The organism is Microbacterium sp. ZOR0019, assembly GCF_000800925.1.
GTDB lineage: Bacteria > Actinomycetota > Actinomycetes > Actinomycetales > Microbacteriaceae > Microbacterium > Microbacterium aurugineum.
Genome location: NZ_JRKC01000091.1, coordinates 1 through 3,420 on the forward strand (window position 1 = coordinate 1; position 3,420 = coordinate 3,420).

General features: G+C 70.0%; 2 protein-coding genes and 1 pseudogene. 1 reads left to right on the forward strand and 2 read right to left on the reverse strand.

The window, feature by feature from the left end:
• On the reverse strand, positions 1–524 hold a 524-nt coding region (locus tag L978_RS16940), incomplete at its 3' end, for a GAF domain-containing protein (protein ID WP_156118318.1).
• Between the two features lie 135 nt (positions 525–659).
• Positions 660–1,172 (reverse strand): methylated-DNA--[protein]-cysteine S-methyltransferase, encoded by a 513-nt coding sequence (locus tag L978_RS16945; protein WP_047524472.1) that lies wholly within the window; start codon positions 1,170–1,172, stop codon positions 660–662.
• Positions 1,173–1,350: 178 nt separating this feature from the next.
• Here L978_RS16945 and L978_RS16950 point away from each other — a divergent pair.
• Positions 1,351–3,420, forward strand: a pseudogene (locus L978_RS16950) (AAA family ATPase); the annotation flags it as partial.

Genomic DNA, 3,420 nt, shown 5'->3' on the forward strand with positions numbered 1-3,420 from the left:
CGGAGTTCCTCACGCTGTGGCGGGGCTACGGCATCGCCCCCGCCGGTGTTCGCCTGGATCCGCCGCTGGACCTCGTCACGGATGCGCAGCTCGTCGGCGACCGACTGCGCCACCTGCATGGCAGGTGCGGTGGTCACGCCGCCGACCTGTTCCTCATCCCACCCGCCGGCGTAGAGGACGCCGCGGGGGCGTCCCTGCACGATGATCGGCAGGGCGAGGAGCGTGCGCAGGCCTTCACCGAGGACGAACACGTCGTAGTCATGCGTGATCTGCTGGGACGAGCCGTAGTCGCTCGTCATCCGCGGGCGCAACTCCATCATCGCTCGTCCGCCCAGTCCGCGCTCCGGGCGGACGCGCAGTCCGTCCAGCGAGCGGGTGCGTGCGCCGACGATGCTGGTGACGCGCACGACGCCCTCTTCGATGAGGCCGCCGAAAGCGACGGGGAAACGAGTTCGTCTGGCGAGCTCGCGCACGGCATTGGCGACGAGTTCGGTCTCGGATTCGAGAGTGGCGGGAGCGCTCACGATTACCTGCTTCCGGGTGACGACTGCGTGCCCCGTTTCGTAGCGTCGACTTTATCACCCGGCCTTCTTCTCTCCTGGCGTCAGACGTGGACCCGGCGGCCTACTCGCCGGGTCCACGTCTCGCGCCACGCCGGGTCAGCCGGCTTCGAGGTCGAGCAGGAACCGCTTCCGTTCGGGGTGTGCGCCGTAGTGCCCAGGGCTTCCATCCGAGCGCACCACCCGATGCACGGGAACGATGATCGAGAACGGTGTGAGCCGACACGCGGTGCCGACGGCGCGAGCGGCGCCGGGGTGTCCTGCCATCACGGCGACGTCGCCGTAGCTCATCGTCTCTCCCCAGGCGATGCCGCTGATGGTCTGCAGCGCGGTGCGCGCGAAGCCGTCGGTCAGGCGCCAATCGAGCCGGAGGTGCTCCTGGAAGGCGACCGGTGTGCCGTCGAAGTACTCGGCGAGCAGGTGTGCGAGCTCGTCGGCGGCGCCGGGGTCGGGTTCCGGGACGGCGTGCAGTTGGCGGGCGACCCCTTCGAGGAGCCAGGGGACGTGCGGGTCTTCGGACTCGGAGAGGTCGAATCGTACGATGCCCTCGTCGGAGAACACCGCGAGGGCGTCGCCGAACGGAGTCGGAGCGAAGTCGTAGCGGAAGGTCATGGCACCATCCTGACCGGCGACCGCGGTCGCGAACCATCCTCCGCCCGGCTCAGGTGGATAAGACGAAACGGTCGAGCGCGGGGCAGGAGGAGTGCGGGTCGCCCGTCTCCGGCGGAAATTCGGCGGAAACCCGCCTGGGATACTCTCGCTCTCCGCGTGTCGCGCCTAGGGTGTCAATGTGTGGCGACGTGAAGACAGGTCTGCGGAGGACGCAGCGGCGGAAGCCGCTGTGTCGATCGGTGACCTGCGTGAGACCGCGACCGGTGTCGACATCGCGCATGCCGCCGAGGCCGAACGGACCCGGTTGAGGGCCGAGGCCGCTGATCTGGGAGGCCCGTCGCCGCTGGTCAGCTTCCGCGACACCGTCGAGTCCGGCATCGACATCTCCAAAGCGCATCCGGGCAGCCTGCCGCAGTTCATCACCGGCAAGTCGACCCTCCTGTCGAATCTGTTCCGCGATGAGGTGGGCCTGCGCACCGCGCGGCTCGCGGCGGAGCGCATCACCGCGAAGAACACCGAACTCCGCACGGTCCGAGGGATCGAGGCCGTGCACCTCGCCGTCGGCGTCGCGGGGTGGCGCATCGGAGGGGCAGGCTTCGCCGCACCCGTGCTGCTTCGCCCGCTGGCGATCCGTCGCCATCACTCGGACTTCGAGCTGAAGCTGCAGGGCGCCTTCGAGGTGAATCCCGCGCTCGTCCGGATCGCACGCGAACACTTCGGCCTCTCGATCGACGCCGCGGCGCTCGCCGCCCTCGCTTATGACGGCGGCATCTTCAAGCCGCAGCCCGTGATCGACAGCCTGCGAGCGATGACGCGCTCCATCGACACGTTCTCGGTCGAGCCGCGGCTCGTCGTCTCGACGTTCGCGGACGTGTCCGGTGCGATGTCGCGTGATGGGGGAAGCCTCGACCACGTGGTCCTCAACGCGCTGGGCGGCCACGTCGGCGACCGCGAGCGTGTCACGGCACCGCGGGCCACGCCGCACCACACCGGCCCCGACGATCGTGCTCCCGCGTCCGACAACCTGCTCCTCGATGCCGACGCCGAGCAGGAAGCCGTGCTCGCACGCATCGCCGCGGGGCACTCCCTGACCGTCGCGACACTTCCCGGCACGGGCGGAACGCAGACCGTGATCAACGCGCTCGGCGAACTGGTGCGGGGCGGTAAGCGGGTGCTCGTGGTCTCCGCCCGTCGATCGACGCTGGACGGCGTGCGGCATCGGCTCGCGGGCATCGGTCTGGACAGTCTGGCGATCTCGCCTGCCAGCGTGCGCCGCGACCTCGTGAGGGCCATCGGTCGCAACGAGAAGGCCACGGCTCCGAAGGTCAGCGAGGTCGACGATGCGCTGGTGCGCCTGCGCACGGTGCTTCGCGACTATCGACAGGCGCTCACGGCGCCGATCGCCGGCATGGACGCATCGGTGCTCGACGCGACCCGCCAACTCACCCGGCTCGCCTCCCTCCCGGTTCCTCCCTCCACGACCGCGCGGCTCGGATCGGACGCACTGCGTCGTCTGGCGTCAGACCGCAGCGAAGCCGCCGAAGCGCTCGCCCAGGCGGCACGTCTCGGCGAGTTCCGCTTCGGTCCGAACGACTCTCCCTGGTACGGCGTCACCTTCGCCAGCACCGAGGCCGCACGCGCCGCCCATGAACTGGCCGGGAGGCTGCACTCCAGCAGCGTTCCCGCCCTCCTGGAACGCGGCTACGAACTCATCGCGCAGACGCACATGCGTCCGTTCTCGACCATCGACGAACTCGGCGAGTACCTGCGGCTGCTGCAGGGCATCCGCGACTCCCTGGACCGCTTCAGTCCCACCGTGTTCGAGCGTCCGCTCGGCGAGCTCATCCAGGCGCACGGCTCGCGTCGCGATGCGCCCGGGCTCTCCGGGGCGAACAGGCGGCGGCTGCGTCGTCTCGCCAAGGAATATGTGCGTCCGGGCGTCCACGTCACCGAGATGCATGAGGCCCTGCTGCGGATCCAGGCCCAGCGCACGCAGTGGCAGCGCTATGTCGAAGCCGGTGCCGCTCCGGAGATCCCGCTCGGTCTCGCCGACGTCTACGCCGCCTGGCAGCGGGCGGAGGCCGAGCTCGCGGAGCTCGATGCCGCGCTCGGGCGCCGCGAGCCTCTGGCCTCGCTGCCCGTGGCACGGCTCGTGCGGACCCTGGCCGGGCTCGCCGCCAAGTCCGACGTCTTCGAGAACCTCGTGGAGCGCGCACAGCTGCGTGATCGTCTGGCGCTCCTCGGGCTC

Coding starts and splice junctions, on each gene's coding strand:
- L978_RS16945 (WP_047524472.1), bottom strand. CDS start 1,172: ATGACCTTCCGCTACGACTTCGCTCCGACTCCGTTCGGCGACGCCCTC.